17 protein-coding genes are annotated in these 25,181 nt (G+C 46.3%); 11 read left to right on the top strand and 6 right to left on the bottom strand.

What is annotated here, in order from left to right:
• The first annotated feature begins 101 nt into the window (after window positions 1-101).
• Window positions 102-572, top strand: coding sequence for a hypothetical protein (locus BIW15_RS12915; protein WP_005486998.1), 471 nt, complete (start codon window positions 102-104; stop codon window positions 570-572).
• Here the strand turns inward: BIW15_RS12915 and BIW15_RS12910 are convergent.
• Both BIW15_RS12910 and BIW15_RS12905 read right to left on the bottom strand, forming a co-directional pair.
• Complete coding sequence (locus BIW15_RS12910; protein WP_005460676.1) at window positions 569-1,051, bottom strand: putative 4-hydroxy-4-methyl-2-oxoglutarate aldolase; 483 nt, start codon at window positions 1,049-1,051, stop codon at window positions 569-571. The two genes, BIW15_RS12915 and BIW15_RS12910, sit on opposite strands and share 4 nt — an antisense overlap.
• A 53-nt stretch (window positions 1,052-1,104) precedes the next feature.
• On the bottom strand, window positions 1,105-1,512 hold the full coding sequence (locus BIW15_RS12905; RefSeq protein ID WP_020904216.1) for a DUF3293 domain-containing protein: 408 nt from the start codon (window positions 1,510-1,512) through the stop codon (window positions 1,105-1,107).
• Window positions 1,513-1,872: 360 nt separating this feature from the next.
• Here BIW15_RS12905 and arcA point away from each other — a divergent pair, with 360 nt between their 5' ends.
• The gene (gene arcA, locus BIW15_RS12895) at window positions 1,873-2,589 is read left to right on the top strand and encodes a two-component system response regulator ArcA (RefSeq protein ID WP_005479585.1); all 717 of its coding nucleotides are present in this window, start codon (window positions 1,873-1,875) and stop codon (window positions 2,587-2,589) included.
• Between the two features lie 67 nt (window positions 2,590-2,656).
• Here arcA and BIW15_RS12890 read toward each other — a convergent pair whose 3' ends face one another.
• The 4 genes from BIW15_RS12890 to BIW15_RS12875 form a co-directional block, all read right to left on the bottom strand.
• Window positions 2,657-3,121: a hypothetical protein gene (locus BIW15_RS12890; RefSeq protein ID WP_015296247.1), complete on the bottom strand. Its 465-nt coding sequence runs from the start codon at window positions 3,119-3,121 to the stop codon at window positions 2,657-2,659.
• A 1-nt stretch (window position 3,122) separates the two neighbouring features.
• Window positions 3,123-5,474 (bottom strand): aerobic respiration two-component sensor histidine kinase ArcB, encoded by a 2,352-nt coding sequence (arcB, locus tag BIW15_RS12885; protein WP_077281139.1) that lies wholly within the window; start codon window positions 5,472-5,474, stop codon window positions 3,123-3,125.
• Window positions 5,475-5,700: 226 nt separating this feature from the next.
• Window positions 5,701-7,446: a diguanylate cyclase gene (locus BIW15_RS12880; RefSeq protein WP_005455892.1), complete on the bottom strand. Its 1,746-nt coding sequence runs from the start codon at window positions 7,444-7,446 to the stop codon at window positions 5,701-5,703.
• Window positions 7,447-7,480: 34 nt separating this feature from the next.
• Window positions 7,481-8,440 (bottom strand): TIGR01212 family radical SAM protein, encoded by a 960-nt coding sequence (locus BIW15_RS12875; protein WP_077281138.1) that lies wholly within the window; start codon window positions 8,438-8,440, stop codon window positions 7,481-7,483.
• 551 nt (window positions 8,441-8,991) lie between these two features.
• Here BIW15_RS12875 and gltB (BIW15_RS12870) point away from each other — a divergent pair.
• The 9 genes from gltB (BIW15_RS12870) to BIW15_RS12830 all read left to right on the top strand — a co-directional run bounded on the left by gltB (BIW15_RS12870) (window position 8,992) and on the right by BIW15_RS12830 (window position 25,123).
• Window positions 8,992-13,545, top strand: a complete 4,554-nt coding sequence (gene gltB, locus BIW15_RS12870; RefSeq protein WP_029795638.1) for a glutamate synthase large subunit — start codon at window positions 8,992-8,994, stop codon at window positions 13,543-13,545.
• Complete coding sequence (locus BIW15_RS12865) at window positions 13,545-15,014, top strand: glutamate synthase subunit beta (RefSeq protein WP_025540235.1); 1,470 nt, start codon at window positions 13,545-13,547, stop codon at window positions 15,012-15,014. The genes gltB (BIW15_RS12870) and BIW15_RS12865 overlap by 1 nt, the downstream gene beginning before the upstream one ends.
• 451 nt (window positions 15,015-15,465) lie before the next feature.
• Entirely contained in the window at window positions 15,466-19,929 is a 4,464-nt protein-coding gene (gltB, locus tag BIW15_RS12860) for a glutamate synthase large subunit (protein ID WP_077281137.1), read from the top strand.
• 21 nt (window positions 19,930-19,950) lie between these two features.
• Window positions 19,951-21,363: an FAD-dependent oxidoreductase gene (locus tag BIW15_RS12855; RefSeq protein WP_077281136.1), complete on the top strand. Its 1,413-nt coding sequence runs from the start codon at window positions 19,951-19,953 to the stop codon at window positions 21,361-21,363.
• A gap of 91 nt (window positions 21,364-21,454) precedes the next feature.
• On the top strand, window positions 21,455-21,883 hold the full coding sequence (locus BIW15_RS12850; RefSeq protein WP_005480841.1) for a DUF1499 domain-containing protein: 429 nt from the start codon (window positions 21,455-21,457) through the stop codon (window positions 21,881-21,883).
• A 62-nt stretch (window positions 21,884-21,945) separates the two neighbouring features.
• The gene (gene mtnN, locus BIW15_RS12845) at window positions 21,946-22,641 is read left to right on the top strand and encodes a 5'-methylthioadenosine/S-adenosylhomocysteine nucleosidase (protein ID WP_005461186.1); all 696 of its coding nucleotides are present in this window, start codon (window positions 21,946-21,948) and stop codon (window positions 22,639-22,641) included.
• A gap of 12 nt (window positions 22,642-22,653) precedes the next feature.
• Window positions 22,654-23,607, top strand: coding sequence for a cobalamin biosynthesis family protein (locus BIW15_RS12840; RefSeq protein ID WP_077281135.1), 954 nt, complete (start codon window positions 22,654-22,656; stop codon window positions 23,605-23,607).
• Window positions 23,607-24,431, top strand: a complete 825-nt coding sequence (gene btuF, locus BIW15_RS12835) for a vitamin B12 ABC transporter substrate-binding protein BtuF (RefSeq protein ID WP_025793556.1) — start codon at window positions 23,607-23,609, stop codon at window positions 24,429-24,431. Before BIW15_RS12840 ends, btuF begins: the two co-directional genes overlap by 1 nt.
• 71 nt (window positions 24,432-24,502) lie before the next feature.
• The gene (locus BIW15_RS12830; RefSeq protein ID WP_005461192.1) at window positions 24,503-25,123 is read left to right on the top strand and encodes a TRIC cation channel family protein; all 621 of its coding nucleotides are present in this window, start codon (window positions 24,503-24,505) and stop codon (window positions 25,121-25,123) included.
• Window positions 25,124-25,181: the final 58 nt, after the last annotated feature.

Below are 25,181 nucleotides of genomic sequence, written 5' to 3'. Positions count from 1 at the left end.
TATTTAGAAAATAGATGTGTTGGCTTTCATATTCTATGCTTTAATAGTGAGAAGCTTTTAGCAGATACTAATAAAAAAGTTAGACACAAGGAGTGGTGGACATGAAAAAATGGCTTTTTCTGTTACTGTTTTCAGTGTCTGGCGTTTCTTTTGCTAACGATCTCCCTCCCCTTCCAGGGAAAACAAGCGCGTCTCCTCACAAACTGTTCATCTCAAGCGAAAGTTACCAAACCGACAGCTTTGATGTATGGAATATTGATGGTGGCTACGCCTATGAACTTTTTGATTCTGTTGACCTTTATGTAGGTGCGCGAGTCAATAACTCTCCGACTCAAAACCAAAGCGGCTTTCTCAGCGGGATCAGCTACCACTTCAATGATCGTGTCACCGTAAAAAGTACCGTAAGATCTTACAAATCTGAGAATAGCAACGGCATTCAAACCGAAGACAGTAGCCTCGCTGCTGAACTTTCTAGCCGCGTGAAAATTACCGATAAGTTAGACATTCACGCGACGTTGGATTACCAAGATTGGCAACAAGGCTTTGAGGTAGGTTTAGGTTTCCGATTCTAAAAATCGAGTGCTTCTTTTGAAATCAACACCCCATTCCAATCGGCATAAACATGATGTTTTGGTTGAACAATTTGGTTCAGCATCGTTAACGTCACGTTGACTTCACCCACACCACGCTTTTCCGTTTTAAACGGACATGTACCCAGCGCTTGCACTCCTATGTCCATTTGCGACATTTGTGCCACATCACGCACCGCTCCGTACACGATGATACCTTCCCAACCATTTTCGATACCGAGTATCGCCAGCTGATCACCAAGCAGCGCTTTTTGGCAGGAACCGTGTCCATCAACAATCAAGACTTTGCCAGTGCCATCCTGTTCTAGAACTTCACGTACTTTAGAATTATCGTGATAGCAACGCACTGTGACAATTTCGCCATGAAAGGCGGTACGTTGACCAAAGTTCTGTAGTGGTAAATTTAGCAACGTCACTTGGTCTTCAAATTGGTCACAAATATCTGGTGTTATGTCTCTCATATTTCCTCCGTGAATTTGCTCGCTCGGGCATAACCCCAACGAGAGATATCCTGTTATACGAGCCTGTCGTTAATTTTTCCTAGCCAATGTTTTTTGCTAGGTACCGCGCACGCAACTAAGTAAAGATCACCATCTATCACATAGTAAATGGCATTTTGTTGAAACGCTTTTGCCAATCGCACAGCCTCTTCTAATGATATATCCGCCGCAAAACTCTCTTCACACCATTCAAAGCTGCGATCACCTACGTTAACGAGCACGTAATTCGCGTGTTTAAGTTGTTTTTCTAACTCTTGATTACTTATGCAGTTCTCTTTCTTTGACCGCAAATTACTGTAGGGGTTCCAAGCAGTTATCACCGCATAACTTGACGTATGCCATTCAGCCTCAAAATGAAAAAAAGATTCTGAATAAGCATTCCATAACGATACATCTATGTTCGTATTACTTTTTTCTATCATAACTCTTAAACGATTAATAACAGTTACATTTCATCAATTGATGTAAATCAACAAACTGAATGGAATTAACATTTGAGCATTGTTAGCATGCTGTTAACAATATAAAATCCGCTCCATATCTTAGGGTGTTTACGTTTCATGCCCTGCAAAGCAAGGAACTGAAAGGTAAACAAGCCCTATAGAATAAACGTCGCCATTGGATACTGGTGAGTTGGCAAAATTCCAAGGAAGGCGGATAGCTGAAAGAAGTGTTTTTTTGATCAACTTGATTTATTATCAAAATCACATTACCTGTATGTTATATTTTTGCCTAGAATTTATTCTATTAGCACAATTTTGTCACAAATTTAGGTACCGCCAATGCAAACCCCGCAGATTCTTATCGTAGAAGATGAGCAAGTAACTCGTAACACTCTTAAGAGTATTTTTGAAGCAGAGGGATACGCTGTTTTTGAAGCCAGTGACGGTGAAGAGATGCACCAAGTGTTGTCTGACAACTCTATCAACTTGGTCATTATGGACATTAATCTTCCAGGCAAGAATGGTCTACTGCTAGCACGTGAACTACGTGAGCAAGCGAACATCGCTCTGATGTTCCTAACAGGCCGCGACAATGAAGTAGACAAGATCCTAGGTCTTGAAATTGGTGCTGATGACTACATCACAAAACCATTCAACCCACGTGAATTGACTATTCGTGCGCGCAACCTGCTAAGCCGCTCAATGAGCACTAACGCAGTTCAAGAAGAAAAGCGCTCAGTAGAAAAATACGAATTCAACGGTTGGGTGCTAGATATTAACAGCCGCTCACTAGTGAGCCCTGCTGGTGATAGCTACAAGCTGCCTCGTTCTGAATTCCGTGCACTTCTGCACTTCTGTGAGAACCCAGGTAAGATCCAAACACGTGCTGATCTTCTTAAAAAGATGACTGGTCGTGAGCTTAAACCACACGACCGTACTGTCGACGTAACGATTCGCCGAATTCGTAAACACTTCGAATCAGTATCTGGTACGCCAGAAATCATCGCGACTATCCACGGTGAAGGCTACCGCTTCTGTGGTGACTTAGAAGACTAATTCAGTCTGCTAGAAATACGAAGGGCTTGCTCATTGGAGCAAGCCCTTTTTCTATGCGGCAAAGAAACTAATAAACCTTGTTTATCTTCACGTGCTTTTCAACAAGCCAACGTTGTTTACCCGCATCATCAAGCAGCAACGCCAAGTCGACGGATTTATCTGTATCGGCTTCAACTTGCCAAGTAAACGTCACTTCCCACTGATTTTCGCTGTGAGTGCGAGTTTCCAAGTCCCCACCATCAATCATCCACTCGGTAGTACCCTGCTTTATAATCAGAGCCTCAGCAGTCAAATTCGCAGGCAGCTGTTTGTCGCCTTCCAGATACAAAGCACCTTGAATACTCAACTCTTGAACGTCTTGCACAGGTTCTTCCTCAATCGCAGGCATTAAGTTCACCCAAAGATTGCTCTTTAGTTCAACATTCACCTGATTCATCGTAATTTGGCTGCCTTGTTGCCAGTTCACTTGAGGAACAGAACTACAACCTACGAGCGATGCAATAAGTAAGGCTACGGGTGCAAGTTTCTTCATGTTATTTCCTTTGATCTAACCAACTTTTGAGTACCTGAATATCGTTTTGGTATTCATTCTTTATCTCTTCGACCCAGTCAGAAATATTTTCCCACCATGCCGGCATATCCGGGGATTGCGCTTTTTGAGCAACGCTTTGGATACGTTTAAGACCAATAGATCCTGCCGCACCTTTGATTTTATGCGCTTCAGAAACAATGCCATCCTGATCTTTTGCGGTCATGTTTGAGTCTAATACCTCAATGTAATCTGGCATCATGTCTTCAAACATCTTGATGCTGTCGTACACGGGTTTAACGCCGACAATATCCACATAAGACTCTAGCATATCCAGATCCAGTAGATGTGTCTCAATCACAGGAGAAGGCGCCGCTTCTTCCTTGACTTCAGGCTTAACAATCACCACGGGTTTATCGACTCGATCAGCAAAGAACTTATCTATCACTGACTGAATAGCATGCACAGCTAATGGTTTACTGATTGCGTCATCCATTCCATTTTCTAAGTACTCTCGACGATCTTTCATCACGTTCGCCGTTAACGCCACCAACGGAGGTAAGTGGTCATAATGCTCACGGTAGTACTTCGCCACATCAAACCCTGTCATGTCTGGCAGTTGAATGTCCAACAGCGCAAGGTCGTATTGATCCGGCACAAAGTTGACTAACGCTTCTTCCCCAGTCATCGCGACCGTCACGGAATGCCCCAAACTTTCTAGCAGCGACTTAGCCACCGTCACGTTAAGTTCAATGTCTTCAACCATAAAGATGTTGAGATGCACATTGTCGCGCTTTGCATCGATTACCGGCTCTTCGAGTTCAACAATAGGAACGTGAATCGACACAGTAAAAGTACTACCAAAGCCTTCTTCACTTGTGACCGTAATGTCCCCATCCATCATATTGATCAGCTGTTTCGAAACCGCTAACCCAATACCTGTACCTACTGCATGCAAGTTGTCTTTGCCCGACTTAACTTGATAATACATAGCAAAAATCTTATCCAGTTCAGCTTCAGGAATACCGATGCCAGTGTCTTCGACTTCCATAATGATAGTCGCGAAGTCTTCTTCGACATCAGCGCTGACTGTCATCACAACGCCACCTTCTTTGGTGAACTTCATCGCGTTGCTGACTAGGTTCCAAATCACCTGACGTAAACGGGTCGCATCCACCTCGATCGCTTTTGGTAGGTCACTCAAACGTTCTAAGTCGAAACGCAGTCCTTTTTGTTCCGCCATGAGCGCCGAAATACTCTCTATCTCGGCGACAAAGTCTTCAAAGTTCAATGGCGCAGGTAACAGCTCAAGCTTGCGACGGTCGAATTTGTCCATATCGATGATGTCATTGAAGATATTCCCCAACGTAATCGCACTCACGTTGATCGTCTGCATGTGCTTACGCTGCTCTTCCGTCAGCGGGCTATCAAGCAACATTCGACTCAAGCCAACAATGCCGTTTAACGGTGTGCGAAGTTCATGGCTAATTGTGGAGATAAACGTCGTTTTATCTCGGCTGGCTTTTTCTAGAGATTCTTCGTGACGCTTACGCTCAGTAATGTCTCGCCCAAAACCAACCAACCCCAAGTGGCGACCGTCTTTGCTATAGAATGGTACTTTGCGCAATTCAAAATAGTGTTTTCGCCCATCAGGGTATTCCAACCATTGCTCGTAAGTGATCGCTTGGTTGTCGCTAAAGACTTTTTGGTCGGTATCTACGATTGGCTGCGCAATTTCTTTACTGTAGACATCCCACGGGCTCAAGCCGACAAGTTGATGCTCTTTCTTGCCCGTTAACTCTTCCATCGCTCGGTTACAACCGGAGAAGACGCCATCAGCATTACGGTAATAAATCAAATCAGGTGACGCATCGATGAATGAACGTAACAAAGCGGTACGCTCTGCTAACTCTAATTGCGTTCGCTCACGCTGGAAAACCTCATTTTCTAAATCCTGCATCGCCTCTTCACGCGCTTCTTCCGCTTTAATCCGCTCTTCAATCTCTAGATTGAGCTTTTCGATGTTCTGCTGTAGTTGGAAGTTCAGTTCTTGGTCGCGTGAACGCATGTCTTTCAATTTAGAAACCAGCTTCGTCAATCGTTGACGAGACTCTTCTAACTGATCTACCACCACAGATAGGAAGTAAACGGCCCAGGGCGTGATTAACAAACCAAAGAAAACGGAACGTACGATGTCGATATCATCGACACGCCCTTTGAGAGCCAAAGTGATACCAACTTGTACGACGACAGCAAGTGCCACCAGCGCTAGGGCTAACAAAATTGAAAAACGGACAATCCCTAGTTTCACCAGTAAGTCTACATAGTACTGGGCGAGATTTTTCATGGGCTTCATTCACTACTCCATGGCACAAGCAAGCTATCAACCCGACATATTGAAAACGGGTAGATGTACAAGGCCTAACGCAATTTAGGTCTGTTTGATTTTGAGGCATTCACCTTGATGAACTGGCGAGAATCATAGGATCACAGACGAGAACACAAGGTATAAGCAGTTTAACGTGTTTAATACGGTGATTTAAACCGCTTGCTATCAACTTAGAGCAAGCGGTCACAAAGCGCTAGAAGGAACTAGGGTGGATGCAGGTGCGATTACGGCCATCGGCTTTGGCCTGGTATAGCGCACTGTCGGCCATAGCGATGCCCATTTCAGGCTCATCACCATGCTGAGGAACGTAAGAAACAAAGCCGATACTCACACTGAGGTGTTCTGAAGCTTCCGAACTACCGTGCTCCATATCAAGCTGTCTAATCTGTTGATGAATGCGTTGAGCGACTTGCTCTGCACCTTCTGTTGTCGTGTTTGGTAAGATAAAACCAAATTCTTCACCACCGTATCGAGCCACACAGTCTGAAGAACGGTTGACCACTTGCTTGAAGACCGCCGCGACACGAATCAACGCCTCGTCGCCTTGTTGGTGTCCGTAACAGTCGTTGTAATCTTTAAAGAAGTCGATGTCGCACAACATAATAGTCAAAGGCAATTTTTCACGAATATGGTGATACCAAAGTACATGAAGACGTTCATCAAATCGGCGTCTATTTGCCACTTGCGTCAAGCTGTCCATAAAGCTCAATTTCTCAAGTTCAAGGTTCGCTTGTTCAAGTTTTTGCTCGGCGAGATAACGCTCTGAAATATCACGCGCCATGATAAGAACGCCATTCGTACCCGATGCCTTGTCTTTAAACGGCGATTTCACCACATCAAACCACGTAATATGGCCATCACTACTCACGACCTTATCGATGTACCTTACCGGTTCCGCTTGTCGTAGAGCGTGTAGGTCGCTCGTTTCCAACCGCGTGTACATTTCAACGGGAATGACATCTTGAAGACGCTTACCAATCAAATCAGAAACTTCCGATATACCTAAAGCGTTTACAAATGGCTTATTGCACGCTTGGTACACCATGTTCTCATTAAAAATACCGATAGAGTCAGGGCTTGCATCTAAGATTGTTTGAAGAATGGTGTCACGCTGAGCCAAGGCGACTTCAGTGTCTTTTCGACGTTCCATTTCATCACGTAAGTTCTGCTGAATCTTATGCCATTCCGTCACATCGTGACTAATAGACAACGTTCCGAGTAGCTCACCACTTGGCGAAACTAATGAGCTTAAATTCACTTCAAGCAAGCAGCTGCGACCTTGCGTGTCCGTCGTCCATTTGCGTTCACTTTTACGGGTAGCGACTCGGCTAGCCGTTGCAGTGATGGCTTCTTCTCGTCGCCCCTCCCAAAACTGGTCAAAGGCACGATTCGTCGTCAATAAGTTACCTTGACAATCTTGCAAGCAGATCAACTCGGACAGCGAATCTAGCGCTGAGCGCGCCATCTCTAACTGCGCCAACTCTTGCTGCTGCTCTTGTAAAGTGACTTGATAAGGTTGCGCGTACATGATCCAAACGCGATGGCCACGTAGCAAACTCTTTCGGCCGGACAATTCAACCTTAATGGATTCGTTTTCAGATAAACGCCAATCAAAGACTTGGTGACGGAAATAGCGACTGGAAAAGCTATCAAGCAACGAAGATAGTTTGTGAAGCTCAAACAAGGCTGGGTACAAAAAGCCTGTACCCAGAGATCGAATGCCAAGCAACTGCATCGCTGCTTGATTCGAAAGTAGGATTTGTCCATGGCTGGCATCTAGCACCAGCACTGGATAAGGCGAATCAGTAATAAGCTGCTTAAGTGCGTTTTGGAAACGAAAGTAGATAAGTGCTATCGCAATCGCACTGACTATCGATAGCAGGACAATATATCCATAACTCTCCTGCCCATTCCAAAGCCAATTAAGTAACTGATCCATTTTTCCACCTATAAAGCAAACTGCTAAAAATATATCAGTTATTTATTGAGCAATCTGCTTTTAATTCCGGCTTAGTGTAGATAAAAGGTTTTCCTATTAAGCTGCCTTGAGCGCCATCTTTATTTAATGCGCGACCAATTTCAGTCATGGCTAACCAACGGTTTTCACACCAAAGCGGGGACAACAACGTTGGACGACGAGCTGCGGAAGAGACACGATGAAACACAACATCAGCGGGCGTCATACGAATCATTTCACTGGCAATCGCAACATATTCTTCCAATCCAGGAGCTTCTAATCTACCAGCTCTCCAAGCTTTCGCCATCGTACTGCCTTCCACAATATGCAGGCCATGTAACTTGATGCCATCAGTGCCCACGGCCAACACTTTTTGCAGCGTTTCAATATTATCGTCGCGGGTTTCTTTCGGTAATCCAACAATCAAATGAGTACAAACTTTGATCCCTAAGGCTCGAGCTCGCTGAGTGATCTCCGCATAACATTCAAAATCATGTCCGCGGTTGATGCGTTTGAGCGTATCGTTATTTGCAGTTTGAAGACCTAGCTCGAGCCAAATTTCATAACCTTGGTTTACATAATTTGACAGCAAATCCAATACCGAGTCAGGCACACAGTCTGGGCGAGTTCCCACACACAAACCCACAATATCAGCAGCTTTGAGCGCTTCTTCATACATATTTTTCAGTACTTGAACTTCTGCATAAGTACTGGTGTAAGCCTGAAAATACGCCAGATATTTCTTCGCTCGATGGATTTCCCCAGCACGATCTTTCAACTGTTCATGAATACTTTTGATTTGTACTTCTTCGTCAGCAAACGAAGCCACATTACAAAATGTACAACCACCTCGGCCAATCGTGCCGTCGCGGTTTGGGCAACTAAAGCCACCATGTAAAGTCAGCTTATGGACTTTTTCGCCGTAACGACGCTGAAGATCTTGGCCTAGTGTATTGACCAACTCATGTAACTGCATAGATTCTCACCAATAGTAAACCGTAATAAATCTCACTACGATTTATGTAACTAAATTACATCCCTGCAAGAAAAAACAAACAATATTACTCAATTCAAACAACGCCCAATCGGTGTGAAATCAATAAACTTGCATAAATACAGACAAAAAAGCGTCATGTTGCGTAAATGTTAAACTAAAAATGCATATTTAAACGAAAAAATTGGGTCACAGAGGCGACTTTTCATTGCAATCCGAAGTAACAAAATTGTAGGATACTTACACAACCCCGCATTTTTTGTGACTTTTATTACAGCACGCACAGCGGGAATTGTCGGTGTTATCCCACTCCCACCTATATAAATCACTAAATAGTGAGAATAAATAAAGGGATATCACCAAGGATTGTTTTTCTCGCAATACTTTTCCTGCGAGATACGGAAAGGAATCAAGACCAGTCAACCTCGACTGGTGGCGATAATAAATATAAAGGACAAGACGCATCATGTGTCACAAGGCAACTTCGGTCTGCCTCGTACCTTTGCGTCGCATTGAACTGGAAGGATGTATCTATGGTAGATAGAGAGCAAAATTCACAGGGTCTATACACTCCGGAATTGGAGCATGACGCTTGTGGTATCGGTTTTGTTGCTCACCTTAAAAACCGTAAATCTCATGAAGTAGTGACTCAAGCATTGGATATGCTGGCTCGCATGGAACACCGTGGCGGTCAAGGTTGTGACCCATGCAGCGGTGACGGTGCGGGTATTTTGTTGCAAAAACCTCATGAATTCCTATTAGAAGAGGCCGTTAAACTAGGCATTAAACTGCCTTCGTTTGAAAAGTATGGCGTTGGTGTCGTTCTTTTCCCGAAAGACGAATACAAACGCGAACAATGCCGTGACATTTTAGAGCGTAATGCCAAACGCTTAGATCTCGAAGTCATCGGCTACCGCGTATTACCAACCGACAACTCCATGATTGGTGCCGACCCTCTAAGCACAGAGCCTCAATTTGAGCACGTGTTTATCTCCGGCGGTCCTGGCATCACACCTGAAGAGCTAGAACGCAAACTTTACGTACTTCGTAATTACACCGTACGCGTTTGCCTAGAAAGCGTTTCGAACATTGGTGACGACTTCTACATTAACTCAATGTCTTACAAGACATTGGTGTACAAAGGTCAGTTAACGACAGAGCAAGTGCCTCAGTACTTCCTCGACCTGCAAAACCCGACCATGGTGACCGCTCTGGCACTGGTACACTCTCGTTTCTCTACCAATACCTTCCCGAAATGGCGTCTTGCACAGCCTTTCCGTTACATCGCTCACAACGGTGAAATCAACACAGTTCGCGGTAACTTGAACTGGATGAAAGCCCGTGAAGCAATCCTAGAATCAGATCTGTTTACTCAGGCTGAAATCGACATGCTTCTTCCTATCTGTCAGGAAGGCAGCTCGGATTCATCAAACTTTGATATGGCACTTGAGCTCCTAGTTCTTTCTGGTCGTAGCCTGCCACATGCCTTAATGATGATGATCCCTGAAGCATGGCAAGAAAATAAAAACATGGATCCTAAGCGTCGCGCGTTTTACCAGTACCACGCAAACATTATGGAGCCGTGGGATGGCCCGGCATCTGTCTGTTTTACCGATGGTGTTCAAGTAGGTGCAACGCTCGACCGCAACGGTCTACGCCCTTCTCGCTACACAGTGACCAAAGATAACTTCCTAGTCATGGCATCAGAATCTGGCGTAGTGGATATTGCACCAGAGAACGTAGAGTTCCGTGGTCGTCTGCAACCAGGTCGTATCTTCGTTGCGGATCTAGAGCAAGGTCGCATCATTTCTGATGAAGAAGTGAAAGACACCATCGCAACGGCACAACCTTACGAGAAGTGGGTAGAAGAAAACCTACTGAGCTTGAAGAAGCTGCCTGATGCGAGCAACCAGTTCAGCCAACCTAAGCCAGAACATCTTCTACACCGTCAACAAGCGTTTGGCGTAAGTACTGAAGAAGTGAACGAAATCATCGTTCCAATGGCAAATGAAGGTAAAGAACCGCTATCTGCAATGGGTGCTGACTGGCCGCTGGCCGTGCTGTCACACCAGTCGCAACATCTTTCAAACTACTTCAAGCAGTTGTTTGCGCAGGTAACCAACCCACCGATCGACCCGATCCGTGAGCGTATGGTTATGTCGCTGAATACTTACTTGGGTAAAGACCAAAACCTTCTGACTGAAACGCCACTTCACTGTCAGAAAGTGGAATTGGAATCGCCAGTTCTGGCTAACTCTGAGCTTGAAAAACTGCGTGCAATCGACAATGAGCACCTGCAAGCCAAAACGCTGGATATCGTATTCCAAGCCAGTGAAGACCAAGGCAAACTTGAGCGCGCGCTAAAACGTATCTGCCAATACGCCGAAGATGCGGTTATCGATGGTTACTCAATCATCCTTCTAACTGACCGTGCAGTGAACTCAAACCACGCAGCGATCCCAGCAATGCTGGCAGTTGGTGCAGTACATCACCATTTGATCCGTAAAGGTCTACGTGCGAAGTGTGACATCGTGGTTGAAACTGGTGACGCGCGTGAAACGCACCACTTTGCAACGCTACTTGGTTACGGTGCGAATGCGGTTAACCCTTACCTAGTGATTGAAACCATCATTGAACTTCAACGTACTAAGAAGTTGGATCCAGAAGCGAATCCTCGCGATCTGTTCAACAACTACCGTAAAGCGATCAATGGCGGTCTTCTCAAGATCTTCTCGAAGATGGGTATCTCAACCCTGCAGTCGTACCATGGCGCGCAAATCTTCGAAGCATTGGGTATCCACAAGTCAGTGGTAGACAAATACTTCACTGGTACGGTTTCTCGCATCCAAGGTTTGACTCTGGATGACATCGCGAAAGAAGTGTTGATTCGCCACCGCATCGGTTACCCACAACGCGAAATCCCAATTCAAATGCTGGATGTGGGCGGTGTTTACCAGTGGAAACAACGTGGTGAGAAACACCTATTCAACCCAGAAACTATCTCTCTACTCCAGCAATCAACTCGCAACAAAGATTACGAGCAGTTCAAGCAGTATGCGAGTGCCGTCGATAAACAAGGCGACAACGCGGTAACGCTACGTAGCCAACTGGAGTTCATCAAGAACCCAGCGGGCTCTATCTCTATCGACGAAGTAGAACCAATCGAAAGCATCGTAAAACGCTTTGCAACAGGCGCAATGTCGTTTGGTTCGATCTCTTATGAAGCGCACTCAACACTGGCTGTTGCGATGAACCGCTTAGGCGCGAAGTCCAACTCAGGTGAAGGTGGTGAAGACCCAATGCGCTTTGAGCGCAAAGAAAATGGTGATTGGGAACGCTCTGCAATCAAACAGGTGGCTTCTGGTCGTTTCGGTGTGACGTCTTACTACCTGACTAACGCTGAAGAACTTCAAATCAAGATGGCTCAAGGTGCGAAACCGGGTGAAGGTGGTCAGCTACCTGGAGACAAAGTGGATGACTGGATCGGTGCCACTCGTCACTCGACTCCAGGCGTCGGTCTGATCTCACCACCGCCACACCACGATATCTACTCAATCGAAGATTTGGCTCAGCTGATCTACGATTTGAAAAACGCCAACCGCGCTGGTCGTGTAAACGTGAAACTGGTATCGGAAGCGGGCGTAGGTACGATCGCTTCTGGTGTAGCGAAAGCGAAAGCGGACGTTGTACTTATCGCAGGTTTCGATGGCGGTACGGGTGCGTCACCAATGTCTTCAATCCGTCATACTGGTCTTCCTTGGGAACTGGGCTTGGCAGAAACCCACCAAACGCTACTGAAGAACGGCCTACGTAACCGTATCGTTGTTCAAGCAGATGGTCAGATGAAGACACCTCGTGACCTTGCAGTCGCAACACTACTAGGTGCAGAAGAATGGGGCGTAGCAACCGCCGCATTGGTGGTTGAAGGCTGTATCATGATGCGTAAGTGTCATAAGAACACCTGTCCTGTTGGTATCGCGACTCAGAACAAAACACTTCGCGAGCGCTTTGATGGTCGCGTAGAAGACGTCGTAACCTTCTTCCAATACATGGCCCAAGGTCTGCGAGAAATCATGGCTGAACTTGGCTTCCGCACTATCGATGAGATGGTAGGGCAAGGCCAAAAACTGAAAGTTCGCCAAGACGTTTCTCATTGGAAATACAAGAACCTGGATCTATCTCCTGTACTTCATGTTGAACAGCCTCGCGAAGCTGATGGCGTATTTAACCAAGCGCAGCAGAACCACAACCTTGAAGCAGTACTAGACCGTAAGCTGATTCAAGCCGCAATTCCAGCTCTAGAAAAAGGTGAAGCAGTAAGTGCTGACTTCCCTATCGTTAACACAGACCGCTCTGTCGGAACCATGCTGTCTAACGAAATTTCGAAAGTGTACAAAGACCAAGGTCTACCTCAACCAATGAATGTCAAATTCAAAGGTTCTGCAGGTCAATCTTTCGGCGCATTCCTCGCTAAGGGCGTGAAGTTCGAAGTGGAAGGTGATGCAAACGACTACTGGGGTAAAGGCTTATCTGGCGGTACTTTAGTGCTCTACCCTGACGCGAAATCCAGTATTGTCGCTGAAGACAACATCGTAGTTGGTAACGTATGTTTCTACGGTGCAACTTCGGGTGAGTCTTTCATTCGCGGTATGGCAGGTGAGCGTTTCTGTGTTCGTAACTCAGGCGCGAAAGTGGTTGTAGAAGGTGTCGGTGACCACGGTTGTGAATACATGACGGGCGGTGCAGCCATCATCCTTGGTTCAACAGGTCGTAACTTTGCTGCAGGTATGAGTGGCGGCGTGGCTTACGTATGGGATAAATCGGATGACTTTGAGTCGAAACTAAACCCAGAGCTGGTTGACCTAGACCCAATCGAGCAAGAAGACAAAGATCTATTACTCGACATGCTAACCAAGCATGTTCAATTCACAGGAAGTGAAGTCGCTCAGTCTTTCCTAGATAACTTTGAAGCAAGCCTAGCCTCTATGGTTAAGGTGATGCCGCGTGACTACAAAGCGGTTCTTCAAAAGCGTAAAGCTGAGGAGGCTCAGTCTCAAGGAAATGAAACTCAAGCGGAGGCAGTGTAATGGGTAAGCCTACTGGATTTTTAGAGCATGGTCGTGAACTACCACAGAAGATCGACCCAGCTGAACGTATCAAGAACAACAAAGAGTTCGTTCTGAACGAGGAGTTTGGTAGCAAAATCAATACTCAGGCTTCTCGTTGTATGGATTGTGGTGTGCCGTTTTGTCATAACGGCTGCCCTATCGGCAACATCATCCCAGAATTTAACGATGCGGTTTATCGTGATAGCTGGGAAGAAGCATGGAACATTCTAAGCTCGACTAATAACTTCCCTGAGTTTACTGGTCGTGTTTGCCCAGCACCATGTGAAAGTGCTTGTGTACTTGGCATCAACCAAGACCCGATCACTATCTGTAATATCGAGAAAACCATCGTGGAAACGGCGTATCGTGAAGGATACGCCAAACCAAAAACTCCGCGTTCTCGCACTGGTAAAACAGTCGCTATTATTGGTTCTGGGCCTGCGGGTCTTGCGGCTGCCGAGCAGCTAAACAGCGCAGGCCATACCGTGACCGTATTCGAGCGTGACGAGAAAGTGGGTGGTCTGCTGCGTTTCGGTATTCCAGATTTCAAACTGAGCATGGAAGTCATTGATCGTAAGATCAATCTAATGGCAGAAGCTGGCGTTGAGTTTAGAGTAAATCAACACGTTGGTGTCGATGTAAACGCGCAACAACTGCGTCAAGAGTACGATGTGGTACTGCTGACTGGTGGCTCAACCGTTCCTCGCGATCTTCCTGTTCCGGGACGCAATCTAAAAGGCGTGTACTTTGCAATGCAGTTCCTCGGACAAAACAATCGCCGAGCAAACAACATGGATCTAAAAGGAGAAGAAATTCACGCAGCAGGAAAACATGTTGTCGTAATCGGGGGTGGTGATACCGGTTCAGACTGTGTGGGTACATCAAACCGTCACGGCGCAGCAAGCATAACTCAAGTTGAAATCATGCCGATTCCACCAGAGAAGCGCCCAGCCAATATGCCTTGGCCTCAATACCCAATGATCCTACGCACTTCGACTTCTCATGAAGAAGGTGTCGATCGTCACTGGAACATCTTGACCAAAGAGTTCATCGGTAACGACAAAGGTGAAGTTACAGGTCTTCGTCTTGCAGATATCGTTTGGGAAGATGCGAAACCAGGCGAGCGCCCAAACTTTAAAGAAGTAGAAGGCAGCGAGCGCGTGATCCCATGTGACATGGCTTTCCTTGCGATGGGCTTCCTGCACCCAGAACCAACTGGCGTGCTTGCTCAACTGGATATCGCACTCGATGATCGCGGCAACGTTGCAACGCAAGGTTTCGCGACGAATCAAGAAGGCGTATTCGCCGCAGGTGATATGCGTACAGGCCAATCTTTGGTGGTTCGTTGTATCAACGAAGGTCGCGAATGTGCTCGTGCTATTGATGAATACCTGATGGGTGGCACTAACCTTGAAGCAAAAGCAAATTCGCTAATGCTTTCAGCATAAAGGGGGCATTCACGCTTCCTTCTTTCAAAGTCATCACTTAGCCATCAGCGATATCGATGGCTAAAGACCAAGAAAGAAAACAATTCCTTCCAATCTTTATCTTTTGACCAGCATTTTATGCTGGTCTTTTTTATTCCTCCCAGCATCAAATGTTACTTTTTTGTAACAATCAATTTTCTATCTCATTGAAATTATTATACTATTTTAGGTAATTAAACGGTAAATCGCATATTCACGTGATTATCCACTAATAACTTGACCTTTTTTACAATAAGCTATAGCTTGTGAAGTTGATGAAAATAAAACACACAAATTTTGTTAAATATTTTTCTAAATTAACTGAATAAATACACACAAAAATATAAAAGTGACGCATAGTTAGTCATCACTATCAACGTAAGCAGTGTTGATGTATCTGTCGGGATGACAGATAAGCAAAGGGAGAATTGCAATGGCTCTTTATGATCCAAGTCTTGAGAAAGACAACTGTGGATTTGGCTTGATCGCACATATGGAAGGCGAGCAAAGCCATAAGCTGGTTCGTACAGCAATTTCTGCACTTGACCGAATGACCCACCGTGGTGGTATTGCCGCCGATGGTAAAACAGGTGATGGTTGTGGTCTTCTTTTACAAAAGCCCGATTCCTATTTACGCCTTATCGCCGAAGAGAATGGTTTCAACCTAGGCAAACAATATGCCGTAGGGATGCTTTTCTTCAGCCAAGATCCGGTTAAAGCTCAATTATCTAAAGACATCGTCAATAAAGAACTCGCTCAAGAAACCTTAACGGTTGCGGGTTGGCGCGAAGTCCCAACAAATTCTGCAGTACTCGGCCCGATTGCGGCCAACTCACTGCCCAATATTCAGCAAGTCTTTATCTCAGCTCCAGCGGGCTGGCGTGAGCGCGACATTGAACGCCGTCTCTATATTGCCCGTCGCCGTATTGAAAAACAGATCACCGAAGATCCTGATTTCTACATCTGTAGCTTATCGACGCAAGTGCTGGTGTACAAAGGTTTGTGCATGCCTGCGGATTTGCCTCGCTTCTACCTTGATCTTGCTGATCTACGCATGGAATCAGCTATCTGTCTGTTCCACCAGCGTTTTTCAACCAACACTCAACCTCGCTGGCCACTGGCGCAGCCGTTCCGTTATCTTGCTCACAACGGTGAGATCAATACCATTGAAGGCAACCGCCAATGGGCCCGAGCGCGTGCTTATAAATTCTCTTCCCCATTGCTGCCCGATTTACAAACCGCAGCTCCGTTTGTAAATGAGACTGGTTCGGATTCTTCAAGTCTGGATAACATGTTGGATCTTTTCTTGGCCGGCGGCATGGATATCTTCCGAGCCATGCGAATGCTTGTTCCACCAGCATGGCAAAATCACCCAGATATGGATCCCGATCTACGAGCCTTCTACGATTTCAACTCCAAACACATGGAGCCTTGGGATGGCCCAGCAGGGATCGTACTTTCCGATGGCCGCTACGCAGCATGTAACCTCGACCGAAACGGTCTGCGCCCAGCTCGCTACGTGATCACAAAAGACAAGTTGATCACGCTGGCTTCTGAAATCGGTATTTGGGATTACGCACCAGACGAAGTTGCGAAAAAAGGTCGTGTTGGCCCTGGTGAGTTGTTAGTTGTCGATACTCGTAAAGGTAAACTGTGGCAATCAAGCGAGATCGATAACGATCTCAAATCTCGTCACCCATACCGCGAATGGATGGAAAACAACGTTCGCAAACTAACGCCATTCTCTCAGTTACCTGAAGATCAAGTGGGTGAGCGAAGCTTCGATGAAGATTTGCTTAAGACCTATCAAAAGCAGTTCGCCATGACCAATGAAGAAGTAGATCAGGTTCTGCGCGTACTTGGCGATATGGGTCAAGAAGCCGTAGGCTCTATGGGCGATGACACGCCAATGGCAGTACTGTCTTCGAAAGAGCGTTTGGTTACCGATTACTTCCGCCAGAAGTTTGCTCAGGTCACCAACCCGCCTATCGATCCACTACGTGAAAAGCATGTTATGTCGTTAGCCACCAGTATAGGTCAGGAGATGAACGTCTTCTGTGAAACCGACGGCCACGCGCATCGAGTGACATTTGATTCTCCAGTGCTACTTTACTCTGACATGCAGCAGTTGCTTGAGCTGGGTGACGATCACTACCGCAATACCATTCTCGACATAAACTACGATCCACAAGAGAAAGATCTCAAACAAGCGATTGATGACTTATGTGATCAAGCTGAACAAGTGGTGCGAGAAGGTACCGTCTTAGTGGTTCTTTCCGACCGCGCATTAGTTAAAGGCAAGTTGCCAATTCCAGCCGCCATGGCTGTCGGCGCCGTGCAAACTCGCTTAGTTACAGCCAACCTTCGCTGTGATGCCAACATCGTCGCGGAAACCGCAACCGCACGTGACCCTCATCAATTTGCCGTATTGCTAGGTTTTGGCGCTACGGCGGTTTATCCGTATCTAGCTTATGAAGCGTTAGGCAAATTGATTGACGATGGTGCCCTAGATAAAGACTACCGTGATGTTATGCAAAACTATCAGTACGGCATCAACAAAGGCTTGTACAAAATCATGTCGAAGATGGGTATTTCGACCATCGCCTCCTACCGTTGCTCACAATTGTTCGAAGCTGTTGGGTTGAGCCGAGAAGTGGTCGACTTGTGCTTTAAAGGCGTAACCACTCGCATCGAAGGCGCAAACTTTGATGATTTCCAACAAGATTTAACCAACTTGTCCCGCAAGGCGTGGGCAAAACGTAAATCGATTGAACATGGTGGATTACTCAAATACGTACATGGCGGTGAGTACCATGCCTACAACCCTGATGTGGTAGGCACACTGCAAAAAGCGGTAAAATCTGGTGAAAGTAACGATTATCAAAGTTTTGCCAAACAAGTAAACGAGCGCCCTGTCGCGATGTTGCGTGACCTAATGGCACTGAAAAAATCTGACTCGCCATTGCCACTTGAACGAATCGAACCTAAAACAGAATTGTTCAAACGTTTTGATTCTGCCGCCATGTCTATCGGAGCGTTGAGCCCAGAAGCACACGAAGCACTTGCAACGGCGATGAACCGTCTTGGTGGTTACTCTAACTCTGGCGAAGGTGGTGAAGATCCTCGTCGTTTTGGCACCGAGCGTAACTCGCGAATCAAGCAGATAGCATCAGGCCGCTTTGGGGTTACGCCTCATTACCTAACCAATGCAGACGTACTGCAAATCAAGGTTGCGCAAGGAGCTAAGCCTGGTGAAGGTGGTCAGCTACCAGGGCACAAAGTCACGGCAGAAATCGCCAAGCTGCGTTACTCGGTGCAAGGGGTGACGTTAATCTCCCCTCCTCCACATCACGATATTTATTCGATTGAGGATTTAGCTCAGCTGATCTTCGACCTAAAACAAGTCAACCCTAATGCCCTGGTTTCGGTGAAACTCGTCTCCGAGCCTGGTGTTGGCACCATAGCCACAGGGGTCGCAAAAGCTTACGCCGACCTCATCACTATCTCAGGTTACGATGGCGGTACGGCCGCAAGTCCACTGACTTCGGTGAAATACGCAGGTAGTCCTTGGGAACTTGGCCTCGCAGAAACCCAACAAGCACTGGTTGCAAATGGCCTTCGCCATAAGATTCGTCTTCAAGTAGATGGCGGGTTAAAAACAGGGCTAGATGTTGTTAAGGCCGCGATTCTTGGTGCGGAAAGCTTCGGATTTGGTACCGCACCAATGGTTGCTATGGGTTGTAAATTCTTACGTATTTGCCACTTGAACAACTGTGCAACGGGTGTAGCAACTCAAGATGAAACCCTTCGTAAAGAGTACTTTAAAGGCTTACCAGAAATGGTAATGAACTATTTTACTGGCCTTGCCGATGAAGTACGTGAGTTACTCGCAGAACTTGGCGTAGAGAAGCTAACAGACTTAATTGGTCGTACTGATTTACTTGAAGCCGTCGAGGGGTTCACAGCGAAGCAAACCAAGTTGGATCTATCAAACATCTTAGAAGCTCCTATTTCAGCCGAAGGTCATCCACTGTTTTGGACGGAGCCAAACAAACCGTTTGATAAAGCCGAACTCAACCAAAAAATCGTTGATGATGCCTTGAATGCTGTCGAAAACAGCCAATCAGCAAGTTTCTTCTACAACGTCATCAACACCGACCGTTCTGTTGGCGCGCGTTTATCTGGTGAGATAGCAAAACGCTATGGCAACCAAGGTTTGGCAGCTTCGCCAATCAAAATCTATCTTGATGGTACGGCTGGCCAGTCGTTTGGTGTTTGGAATGCGGGCGGCGTAGAGCTTTACCTCACTGGTGATGCGAACGACTACGTAGGCAAAGGCATGGCAGGCGGTAAGATCGCGATTAAACCTCACCTAGGCACTGCATTTAAATGTAACGAAGCCACCATTATCGGTAACACATGTTTGTACGGCGCGACAGGAGGCAAACTGTTTGCTGCGGGTAAAGCAGGAGAGCGTTTTGGTGTTCGTAACTCTGGCACCATCGCAGTAATCGAAGGCGCGGGTGATAATGCTTGTGAATACATGACTGGCGGCATTGTGGCTATTCTTGGCGCCACAGGTGTGAACTTCGGCGCTGGTATGACGGGCGGTTTTGCTTACGTGTTGGATGAAAATCAAGACTTCCAAGGTCGTGTAAACAACGAATCGGTGGAAGCCATTTCACTGTCGGATCTATACATCCACCAAGAGCACTTGCGCGGCCTAATTGCGGATCATCTCGAAGAGACTGGCTCTAGCCATGCAGAACATATTTTGGCGAACTTTGACGAATGGATTCCGAAGTTCTACTTGGTGAAACCTCAAGCGGCTGACTTAAACACGCTACTTGGTCACCAAAGCCGCAGCGCTGCTGAACTGCGCGTTCAAGCCCAATAAATCATGGAGGATGTTTGAATCATGAGTCAGAACGTTTACCAATTTATCGATGTTCAACGCGTAGATCCGGCGAAAAAACCAATTAAGATTCGTAAGATTGAGTTTGTTGAAATCTACGAGCCGTTCACGAAACAACAAGCAACAGCGCAGGCCGATCGCTGTTTGGATTGCGGTAACCCATATTGTGAATGGAAGTGCCCCGTCCATAACTACATTCCCCAGTGGCTAAAACTGGCGAATGAAGGCCGAATTTTAGAAGCCGTGGAACTTTCACACCAAACCAACAGCTTGCCTGAAGTGTGTGGCCGTGTGTGTCCGCAAGACCGTTTGTGTGAGGGTTCGTGCACACTAAATGATGATTTTGGTGCTGTCACGATAGGTAACATTGAAAAGTACATCACCGACAAAGCCTTTGAAATGGGCTGGAAACCTGACATGTCCAAAGTGGAGTGGACGGATAAAAAGGTGGCGATCATCGGCGCTGGCCCTGCTGGTTTGGCAGCAGCAGACATCTTAGTTCGCAACGGTGTAAAACCTGTGGTGTTTGACCGTTACCCAGAGATTGGTGGCCTACTTACCTTTGGTATTCCTTCTTTCAAATTGGAAAAAGGGGTCATGGAAAATCGTCGTCGGGTATTTACCGAAATGGGCGTTGAGTTCCGCATGAATGTGGAAGTCGGCCAAGATGTGCAGATGCAAGAACTGCTTGATGAATACGATGCGGTTTTCTTAGGTGTGGGCACATACAAATACATGCGCGCGGGTTTGGAAAATGAAGACGCGCCGGGCGTTTATGACGCCCTACCATTTTTGATTTCCAATACCTATAAGGTTATGGAGCTAGAACATAACCAACCGTTTATCGATATGGCTGGCAAAAAAGTCGTAGTGCTTGGTGGTGGTGATACCGCGATGGACTGCGTGCGAACTTCGATCCGTCAAGGCGCATCTAACGTGATTTGTGCCTACCGTCGTGATGAAGAAAACATGCCTGGCTCCCGTCGAGAAGTGAAAAATGCCAAAGAAGAGGGCGTGAAGTTCATGTTTAACCTTCAGCCTTTAGGTATTGAGGTTGATACGTATGGCAAAGTTTCAGGCGTGAAAGTGGTCAAAACTGCTTTAGGCGAGCCTGATGACGCAGGTCGCCGTCGCCCAGAACCCGTAGAAGGAAGTGAACACGTCCTACCAGCCGATGCTGTCATCATGGCATTTGGTTTCCAACCTCATCAAATGGACTGGCTGACTCCGTTCAATGTTGAACTTGATCAATGGGGGCGAATCAAAGCACCCAACAACCAAGAGTTTCAATATCAAACCAGCAATGAAAAGATCTTCGCTGGGGGAGACGCGGTTCGCGGTTCTGATTTAGTGGTAACCGCCATTGATGAAGGACGAAAAGCAGCAGAAGGTATTCTTGATTACTTAGACGTGTAGCCTCGTCCCAACACTCAAAAAGGATCCAAAGATTGGATCCTTTTTTCTTTTATTACATATAATTAAATTCCTCTGTTAAGGAATAGAACTCATGAAAAAAGCCGCTCTGATGCTCATCACTTTTCTCGGCTTAACCGCATGCAGCCAAGGAGTCACTTCGATGCCAGATAGAACTCAAACCCCATGTGGAAACAAACCTAACTGCGTTTCAACACAAGACCAACGAGAAGAACACCACCTCGAACCTTTTACTCTCACCGAATCCGCCACATTGGATGCAATTGAGCAAGCAGCACTGCAACTATCGGGGGCTAAAACAGCAGAGAAAGATGGCAATTATCTGCGCATTGAATGCACATCTAAAATCATGCGCTTCGTGGATGATCTCGAATTAAAGATCGACGGGAATACTCTGATCGTGCGTTCAGAATCACGCGTAGGGTATTCCGACTTTGGCGTCAATCGAAAACGGGCCGAGCAATTACGAACCGAACTTTCTAAAGCAGAACTCATCAAATAGAAAACTGCTGACAGGGAGTGCTATACTCTCGCCGATTAAATATTTTACCTAAAGAGAGTGCTATGAAAGTTGGTATCATCGGGGCGATGGAACAAGAAGTGACCATCCTGAAAGAAGCTATGACAAACTGCCAAACCGTAAACAAAGCAGGTTGTACGTTTTTCTCTGGTCAAATTAACGATGTAGATGTAGTGCTACTACAATCTGGTATCGGTAAAGTTGCTGCGGCAGTTGGTACAACAATTCTTCTTGATGAATACCAACCAGATGTGGTTATCAACACAGGTTCTGCTGGTGGTTTCGATTCAAGCCTAAATCTAGGTGACGTAGTGATTTCTACAGAAGTGCGCCACCACGACGCAGACGTGACCGCTTTTGGCTATGAAATTGGTCAAATGGCAGGTCAGCCAGCAGCATTCAAAGCGGATGAAAAACTGATGGACCTAGCGGAAAAAGCACTAGAGCAAATGGCAAATACACATGCCGTTCGCGGTTTGATCTGTACGGGCGATGCGTTTGTTTGCACGGCTGAGCGCCAAGCGTTCATTCGTGAAAACTTCCCATCCGTTATTGCGGTTGAAATGGAAGCATCAGCTATTGCTCAGACTTGCCACCAGTTCAACACACCATTTGTTGTTGTACGTGCTATCTCTGACGTTGCTGATAAAGAATCACCAATGAGCTTTGAAGAATTCCTGCCTCTAGCAGCAAAAAGCTCTTCAGAAATGGTATTCAAGATGCTGGAACTGGTTAAGTAATCCAAGTCATTCATGGAAGAAATTTTTCAGCAATTCTATGCTAACGGTGCGCTCCTCGTGATGTGGGGCGCATTACTGTTTCACCTGATCCTCCCTATTCCTCATTCCGCTCACCCTGCGACTTTATGGCGCAAGGTAGCCGAACAATTAGCAGAGAAAGTAAATAACCACCATAGCTATTCACAAAGCATTCTCTCAGGAAGCCTCGCTCTTATTTTGATGACATTGCCGTGTTTGGTGCTCTTAATTGCTCTAAAGCCCTTAGTTTGGCAAGAGCCTCTGTACGAACTTGCCTTGTTACTATTAGCGTTAGATTGGCGAAGTTGCGAAACCCTCACCAAACAACTTGCCCTCGCCTTGTCTCGTGAGGATAAAACGCGCTGTCGCGAGCTACTCAAGCCTTTTGTGAATCGTGATACCGAAACGTTGTCGCTTGTCGGTATAGGTAAAGCCGGATCTGAAACCATCATTATGGGCTTTGGTCGCAATGTAGTGTGTGTACTGTTTTGGTATGCCATCGCAGGTGGGATTGGGGCGCTTATGTACCGCTTAACCATGGAACTAGCACGAGCTTGGTCTCCTAGCCGTCGTCAGTATGCGCCATTTGGGAAACCTGCCATTCAAATCGTTGCCGTTTTAGAATTCATTCCATTAAGATTATTTGCCCTACTGTTGCTTGCTGGTCACAATATGTCCACAGTGCTTAATGGACTCAAACAACAAGTGAAATCTTGGCCATTGCCAGGGCCTGCTTGGTTGCTGTGTACTATCGGCAATAAGTTCCAGCTTTCGTTAGGAGGCCCAGCTCTATACCAAGGCGTCAGAGCAGAACGCACCAAGATTGGTGGACGCATTGTGCCTTCTGCTATTCATCTTGCACAAATCCAAATTTTGCTGGTTTGGCGCATCTTTGCTTGGATTGTGATTCAAAGCTTTATTCTAGGACTGATTTATCAAGGATTATGATGAACAAAATTTGCCTATCCCTCCCCCTTTTCTTCTCCTCTCTTACGATGGCGAACGAACCCGTTGAACGAGTGATCAGTTTAGCGCCTCACGCCACAGAGATTGCTTATGCAGCTGGCTTAGGTGACAAACTGATCGCTGTGAGTGAGATGAGTGATTATCCGAAGGAAGCTGGCGAACTGGAGAAAGTATCCAATTACCAAGGCATAAAGTTGGAACGCATCATTGCCCTTCAGCCCGATCTTGTCATTGCTTGGCCTGCGGGTAACCCCGCCAAAGAGCTCGAAAAGTTAAAACAATTTGGCGTACCTATCTACTACTCAACCACGGGTACTTTAGAAGACATCGCAAATAATATTGAGCAGCTGAGTCAATACAGTGATGATCCATCAAAGGGTCAAAAAGCAGCGCGGGACTTTAGAGAGGAGCTAACTGCTCTCAAAGCGAAATACAACACCACAGAGAAAGTCCGCTATTTTTATCAACTCAGCGAAAAGCCGATCATTACTGTGGCAGGTAAAAACTGGCCGAGCGAAGTATTTAACTTCTGTGGTGGTGAAAATGTATTTGCCAATACAGCAGCACCCTATCCTCAAGTCAGTATCGAGCAAGTGATAACACGTCAACCTGAAGTACTCTTCACCTCTCGTCATACTATGAGTGATGATGGAATGTGGGCTCAATGGAAAAATGAACTGCCAGCTCTGCGCAACAATCATGTTTGGTCACTCAATTCTGATTGGATAAATCGCCCAACACCACGCACACTCAATGCGATCATTGAAGTGTGTGAACACTTTGAAAGCGTTAGACGAAAACGCTAACGTTTTCGTTGGAAATACCGTACAATTTCCGCCCATTTTTGTTCTCACACTTTTTATAGGTACCAAGTAACATGGATTCCATGCTGCTTTATATGATCGATTTATTCGGTACAGCAATCTTCGCTGTGTCTGGTGTTTTACTCGCTGGCCGATTAAAAATGGATCCCTTCGGTGTTATCGTCCTAGGCAGCGTGACTGCCATTGGCGGTGGCACTATTCGTGATATGGCACTTGGTGCGACCCCCGTCTTTTGGATTACCGATACCACTTATCTTTGGGTTATCTTCATCACCTGTTTGTTAACTATGATCTTGGTTCGCAGACCAAAACGGTTAGCTTGGTGGGTTTTACCCGTGTGTGACGCCATCGGTCTGGCCGTATTTGTGGGAATTGGGGTAGAAAAAGCACTCGCCTACAACGCCTCCGGCATGGTTGCCGTGATCATGGGTGTAATCACCGGTTGCGGTGGCGGCATAATCCGAGATGTCTTGGCCCGAGAGGTACCTATGGTGCTAAGAAGCGAAGTCTACGCCACAGCCTGTATCATTGGTGGCATCTTCCACACGATGGCTGTGAGTATGGGTTACGATCATTCCACAGCCCTGCTCGCAGGTGTTATCTCAACACTGGTGATTCGCCTTGGTGCGATTCGTTGGCACCTATCTTTACCTACTTTCGCCATCAACCGCTAAGCAATTCAAGTACAGATTTCAATCTAAAGAGCCGACTTTATCTCGGCTCTTCGCATTT

This window comes from Vibrio sp. SALL6 (genome assembly GCF_002002385.1).
GTDB classification, from domain to species: Bacteria; Pseudomonadota; Gammaproteobacteria; order Enterobacterales; family Vibrionaceae; genus Vibrio; species Vibrio parahaemolyticus.
This window is presented reverse-complemented; position numbering and strand designations above follow the sequence as displayed.